At 70.4% G+C, this 6,530-nt stretch carries 6 protein-coding genes; all 6 read right to left on the bottom strand.

Annotated features, from left to right (window positions below):
- The coding region (locus ACVMLK_RS19295) for a lipopolysaccharide assembly protein LapA domain-containing protein (RefSeq protein ID WP_457487330.1) at nucleotides 1-253 on the bottom strand (253 nt) is incomplete at its 3' end.
- Nucleotides 250-579: an integration host factor subunit beta gene (ihfB, locus tag ACVMLK_RS19290; protein ID WP_198367074.1), complete on the bottom strand. Its 330-nt coding sequence runs from the start codon at nucleotides 577-579 to the stop codon at nucleotides 250-252. The genes ACVMLK_RS19295 and ihfB, both read right to left, overlap by 4 nt.
- Before the next feature lie 40 nt (nucleotides 580-619).
- Nucleotides 620-1,537, bottom strand: coding sequence for a signal peptide peptidase SppA (gene sppA / locus ACVMLK_RS19285; RefSeq protein ID WP_457487329.1), 918 nt, complete (start codon nucleotides 1,535-1,537; stop codon nucleotides 620-622).
- A gap of 121 nt (nucleotides 1,538-1,658) precedes the next feature.
- Nucleotides 1,659-3,776, bottom strand: a complete 2,118-nt coding sequence (gene katE / locus ACVMLK_RS19280; protein ID WP_457487328.1) for a catalase — start codon at nucleotides 3,774-3,776, stop codon at nucleotides 1,659-1,661.
- Nucleotides 3,777-3,971: 195 nt separating this feature from the next.
- On the bottom strand, nucleotides 3,972-5,693 hold the full coding sequence (gene rpsA, locus ACVMLK_RS19275; protein WP_198367077.1) for a 30S ribosomal protein S1: 1,722 nt from the start codon (nucleotides 5,691-5,693) through the stop codon (nucleotides 3,972-3,974).
- A 394-nt stretch (nucleotides 5,694-6,087) separates the two neighbouring features.
- The coding region (locus ACVMLK_RS19270) for a (d)CMP kinase (RefSeq protein ID WP_457487327.1) at nucleotides 6,088-6,530 on the bottom strand (443 nt) is incomplete at its 5' end.

Here is a 6,530-nt window from a genome sequence, read left to right as displayed (position 1 = left end):
CCGCCTCCAGCAACTGCGCCGCGCGCTGCATCCGCCGCGCCCGGCGCCTATAGGCGAGCGAGGCGCCCCAGGCGAGCAGCGCGCCCAGCAGGAAGGCGAGCGCCGCCGCGCCGAGCACGGCGCCGGCGAGCGGCACCTGCCAGACCAGGTCGAAGGGCCAGAAGCGCAGCGACACCGGCTCTGTGTTGGAGATGGCGAAGAGCACCAGCACCAGCAGCAGGAGAAGGGTGAGGAGGGAGCCGATCAGTCTCATGATGCACTCGCTGGGCTGCGCGGGCCTCGCTTCGGGTCCTGCAGGGGCCCGCCATTGACGCGCTCGCGCAGTTCCTTGCCGGGCTTGAAATAGGGAACGGACTTGCCTTCCACCTCAACCGCCTCGCCGGTGCGCGGGTTGCGCCCGGTGCGCGGATCGCGGCGCTTGGCGGTGAAGGCACCGAAGCCGCGCAGCTCGACACGGTCGCCGCGCGCCAGGGCGTTGGTGATCTCGTCGAAGATGGTGCCGACGATCAGCTCGACATCGGGCTGGCGCAGGTGCGGATTCGCCGCGGCGAGCTGGGCGATCAACTCGGACTTGGTCATGGCGCCGCTGTCTCCTGCTGTCGCCCTGCGTCAGGGCCGATCACCGGGGAAGCTGCCAAACGGCCCGGGCTCCGTCAATCGCAAGCCATTCTGAAACCAGGGCTTTCATCGCGGCGCGCAGGGAGAGGCCCAGCATCCGCTCGGCGGTGCCGCGCGGGTCCATCTCGCGCAGCGCGGTCCCGGCGGGGATGCCGTGCGCCTCGGCCAGCCAGGCGCGCGCCTCGGCCTCGCCGCCGATGGCATCGACCAGCTTCAGTTCCAGCGCCTGCCGTCCGGTATAGACGCGGCCATCGGCCAGCGCGGCGACCTGCTCCCGTGGCAGCCCGCGGCCGGTGGCGACCAGGCCGACGAACTGGGCATGCATGTCGGCGATCACCGCCTGCAGCGCCTGCCGTGCCTCGGGTGTCATCGGGCGGAAGGGATTGGGCTGACCCTTCAGCGCGCCGGAGGTCAGCATCTCGGCGCGGATGCCGAGCATCTCCATGAGTTCGCTGGCCTCGAAGGATTGCAGGATGACGCCGATCGAGCCGGTGAGGGTCGATTCCCGGGCGAAGACGCGCTCCGCCGGCAGGGCGATCATGTAGCCGGCCGAGGCCGCCGTGCCGCCCATCACCGCCGTGAGCGGCTTGCCGGCGGCGCGGAAGCGCGCCAGCGCGTGGTGCAGCCCCTCGCCCCCGGCCACGGTGCCGCCCGGACTGTCGATGGCCAGGATCATGCCCCGCACGGCGGGGTTCCTGGCCGCCTCGTCGATCGCCTCGATCACCTTGCGGTCGTCGGTGATGGTGCCCTCGACCGCGAGCCGCACCAGGTGCCCGCCGGCGACATCGCCGAGGCCCCGGCCGAGGACGGCGAAGAGCGCGGCGGCGGCCAGCAGCACGGCGGCGACCCGCCAGGCCAGCAGCCGGCGCTTGAGCCTGCGGCGGTCGACCAGCAGGTCGTGTTCCAGGGATGCGGTCATGCTGCGCGCATCCATGGCGGGGGAAGGGGGGGAGGGTCAAGCGGCGGCGCGCGCCCCCGGGGAGAGATGCGGCCGGCGGATGCCGCCGGGAGGAGCGGCGGGGGCTCCTCCCGGCGGTGTCTCAGACGGCGTGGACCTTCGCCTCGCGGTCCCAGAAGCGCAGCGTCCGGCATGCCGCGACGAAGGCCTTGGCATCCGCCGCGCTGGCCAGCGGGATGAAGCCGTCATCCGGATCGGTCAGCCCGGCCTTGTCGAACAGCGGCTGCGCCGTCTCGGTATGGGCGATGAACTTGGCATGGGCATAGGCGTCGGTGACGAAGTCCCGCGCCGTCGCCTCGCCGGCCAGCAGGTCAGCGCCCTCGGCCGAGGGCAGCACGGCCACCGCGTCATAGAGCACCGAGGGGCCGCCATTGACCTTCTGCTTCGCCGGGACCGTGCTGCCATCGCTCAGCGTCACGCCGCCGACCTTCGGCGCCACCAGCTCCAGCAGGGCGCCCTCCGCCTCCAGCGCGGCTTTGAGCGCCTTGAGCACCGCGGCGTCGGTGCCGTCGGTCACCAGGGCGCCGACCTTGCGGCCGCCGAAGTCCTGCGGCCCGTTCTTCAGGATGCTGAGCGCCGGAGAGGGCGGCAGCCCCGTCACCACCGGGCGGGCCGGCGGCGCCGCGGGCGGCAGCGGGGAGAGGCCCAGCCCATCGGCCACCATCGTCGCCAGCCCCTCGTCCACGTTCAGCAGGTGCGACACCACCCGGGCGCGGATCGCGGGGGTCTCCACCTTGCTCAGCTCGAAGACGAAGGCGTTCTTGATATGCGTCTGCTCGACCGGCGTCTGGCTGAGGAAGAACTGCCGCGCCTGGCTGTAGTGGTCGGCGAAGAGCTCGGCGCGGACGCGGCGCTTCTCGCCGCTCTCGGGCGCCGGCCAGGAGCGGAAGCCGCGCTCGGGGCATTCGCGCGGGCCGCCGGCCGATCCCCAGGAATTGGGCTCGTAATTGGCGCGCCCCTTCGGGTTGCGCATAGCCATGTGACCGTCCTGCTGGAAATTGCAGACGGCGGTCTTGGGCGCGTTGACCGGGATATGCGTGAAGTTGGGGCTGCCGAGGCGCTTCAGCTGCGTGTCGAGATAGGAGAAGTTGCGGCCCTGCAACAGCGGGTCGTTGGTGAAGTCGATGCCGGGGACGATGTTCTGGGTGCAGAAGGCGACCTGCTCCGTCTCGGCGAAGAAATTGTCCACGCAGCGGTCGAGCACCAGCCGGCCGACGCGCTGCACCGGCACCAGCTCCTCGGGGATGATCTTGGTGGAGTCGAGGATGTCGAAGTCGAAGCTGTCGGCGAAGGCCTCGTCGAAGAGCTGCAGCCCCAGCTCCCATTCCGGGAAGTCGCCCATCTGGATGGCGTCCCAGAGGTCGCGGCGGTGGAAGTCCGGATCGGCGCCGTTCAGCTTCACCGCCTCGTTCCAGACCACCGACTGCAGGCCGAGCTTCGGCTTCCAGTGGAACTTCACGAAGGTGGAGCGGCCCTCGGCATTGACCAGGCGGAAGGTGTGCACGCCGAAGCCTTCCATGAAGCGGAAGGAGCGCGGGATGGTGCGGTCGGACATGATCCAGAGCGCCATGTTGACGGCCTCCGGGCTCAGCGAGATGAAGTCCCAGAAGTTGTCATGCGCCGTCTGGGCCTGCGGGAAGCCACGGTCCGGCTCCTGCTTGGCGGCGTGGATCAGGTCGGGGAACTTGATCGCGTCCTGGATGAAGAAGACCGGGATGTTGTTGCCGACGAGGTCCCAGTTGCCTTCCTTCGTGTAGAGCTTGACCGCGAAGCCGCGCACGTCGCGCGCCACGTCCGGCGAGCCCTTGTTGCCGGCGACGGTGGAGAAGCGCACGAAGGCCGGGGTCTTCTCGCCCTTGCGCTGGAACAGGTCGGCGCGGGTGAGGTCCGAGAGGGAGTCGTAGAGCTCGAAATAGCCATGCGCGCCGAAGCCGCGCGCATGCACGACCCGCTCCGGGATCCGCTCATGGTCGAAGTGGAAGATCTTCTCGCGAAAGTGGAAGTCCTCCAGCAGGCTCGGGCCGCGCGGGCCGACCCGCAGGGTGTTCTGGTCGTCGGCCACGGGAATGCCCTGCTGCGTGGTCAGCACGGGCACCTCGCCCTCCGCCAGCTGATGCGTCTCGCCGCCCTGACCCCGCAGGATCCGGGCATCGGCGATCTCCGCCGGGGTCAGGGGGTCGCGTGTCGGATCGGCCGTCATGGGCAGGGTCTCCGGTTCTCGTGAAGCCGCTCACGCGTCGGGGAACGCGGGGCGGGGAGCGGGCAGGGAGAGAACGCGGCAGGGCGGCGGGCGTTGAGCCACGAAACGTCCGAAACGCGAACGCCCCGGGTGGAGGACCACCCGGGGCGCCGCGAAAGCCCGTCCCGGCACGGGGCCGGGACAGCGGTTCGAGGATCAGTCCTCGGTCGCCATCTGGTTGCGGCGGCGGATGGCCGCGCCCAGGATGTCGCCCAGGGAGGCGCCGGAGTCGGCGGTGCCGTACTCCTTCATCGCCTCGCGCTCCTCCTCCACTTCCTTGCCCTTGATGGTCAGGGCCAGGCGGCGGGCGGCGCGATCCACGGCCGTCACCTTCGCATCGACCTTCTCGCCGATGGCGAACTTGTCGGGGCGCTGGTCGCCACGGTCGCGCGCCAGCTCGGCGCGGCGGATGAAGCCGGTCAGCACGTCATCGACCTTCACCTCGATGCCGTTCTGCTCGACCTTCGTCACCACGCAGGTGACGATGTCGCCCTTGCGGACGCGGTCCAGCACCTCGGCGGCCGGATCGGCCTCGAGCTGCTTGATGCCGAGGGAGATGCGCTCCTTCTCCACATCGACGTCGAGCACCTTGGCCTTGACGATCTGGCCCTTCTGGTACTGCGCCATGGCCTGCTCGCCGGCCACGTCCCAGGACAGGTCGGACATGTGGACCATGCCGTCGATCTCGGGCGCCAGACCCACGAACAGACCGAACTCGGTGATGTTGCGGATCTCGCCCTCGACGATCGAGCCCGGGCCGTGGCTCTCCAGGAACAGCTCCCAGGGATTGCCCTGGGCCTGCTTCAGGCCGAGCGAGATGCGGCGCTTCGGCTCGTCCACGTCCAGGATCATCACGTCGACTTCCTGCGAAGTGGCGACGATCTTGCCCGGATGGACGTTCTTCTTGGTCCAGCTCATCTCGGAGACGTGGACCAGGCCCTCGACGCCCGGCTCCAGCTCCACGAAGGCGCCGTAGTCGGTGATGTTGGTCACGCGGCCCGAGAAGCGGGCGCCGACCGGGTACTTGATGGACACGCCCTCCCACGGGTCGGACATCAGCTGCTTCATGCCGAGGCTGATACGCTGCGTCTCGGAGTTGAAGCGGATGACCTGCACGCGGACCTGCTGACCGATGGTCAGGGCCTCGGAGGGGTGGTTGATGCGGCGCCAGGCGATGTCGGTGACATGCAGCAGGCCGTCCACGCCGCCGAGATCCACGAACGCACCGTAGTCGGTGATGTTCTTGACCACGCCGTCAAGGATCATGCCCTCCTTCAGGCCCTGGATCAGCTCCGAGCGCTGCTCGGCGCGGGTCTCTTCCAGCACGGCGCGGCGGGAGACCACGATGTTGCCGCGGGCGCGGTCCATCTTCAGGATCTGGAAGGGCTGCGGGCTGCCCATCAGCGGGCCGACGTCGCGCACCGGGCGGATATCGACCTGGGAGCCGGGCAGGAAGGCCACGGCGCCGCCGAGGTCGACGGTGAAGCCACCCTTGACGCGGCCGAAGATCACGCCGTTGACGCGCTGCTGCGCGTTGAAGGCCTTCTCGAGGTTGGTCCAGGCCTCCTCGCGGCGGGCCTTCTCGCGGGACAGGACGATCGAGCCGTCACGGTCCTCGTAGCGCTCGACGAAGAGCTCGATCACGTCGCCGGGCTGCACCTCGGCCTTCTGGCCCTGGGGCGCGAATTCCTTGAGGGGCACGCGCCCCTCGCTCTTCAGCCCGACATCCACGACCGCGAAGTCATCGTCGACCCGGATCACCTTGCCGGTGACGACGGAGCCGGCGAAGCCGGTGTCAGCGCCGAGCGTCGCATCGAGCAGCGCGGCGAAATCCTCGGTGCCGGCGGAGGTCGTGGACAGGCTGTTGGCATTTGCCATGAAGCGGAGTGTTCCTAACATCGCCCGGGAGAGGATCCCCGGGCCGATTCCTGCGCCCCCGCGGAACGGGAACGACTTGGCCGGGCGCATCCCTCGGGACCTGCGCCAACCGACCCTGTGACGATAGGCGGTGTGTCGGCCCGCCTGTTCCCGGCCCGGCGGGCTGGATGCGCTTCACGAGGGAAGGAGCATCGCCGGGCCGGACACTCCGGGGCCCTGCGGCCTCGAAGTCCAGCGTTCGCCTAGGCCAGAGTCAGGCCGGGCGTCAAGCCGAATCCGACAGGACTGTAACGTTCCGGGAAAATCCAGCCGGATTCGGGACTTGGCGGCACCGCGGCGGGTGGCCCGCGGGCCGTTCCCGCGATCCGGACTCACCCCCGATCCGCTTGGCCGGCTAGAGGCCCAGGCGCTCCCGCACCAGGGTGCGGGCGGCGGCGAAGGCGGCCTCGGCATCCAGCGCCGTGGTGTCCAGCAGGACCGCGTCCCGCGCCGGCTTCAGGGGGGCCACCGCGCGGCCGGCATCCTGGGCGTCGCGCGCCTGCAGCTCCGCCAGCACCGCCGCCGGGTCGGCGGCGACGCCGCGATCGCGCAACTCTAGCCAGCGGCGCCGCGCCCTCTGCTCGGCGCTCGCGGTGACGAAGAGCTTCAGCGGCGCCTCGGGGAAGACGACGGTGCCGATGTCGCGCCCGTCCATCACCGCGCCATGGGTCCGGCCGAAGTCGCGCTGCCAGTCGAGCAGGGCGGCGCGCACGGCGGGCAGGGCGGCGACGGCGCTGGCGGCCCGGTCCGCCTCCGGGCCGCGCAGATCGGCACGGTTGAGGTCGGCCGGGGTGAGGC

It is taken from the genome of Teichococcus aerofrigidensis, assembly GCF_054073225.1.
Note: the sequence above shows the minus strand (reverse complement) of the source record. Positions and strands in the feature narration are given on the sequence as shown.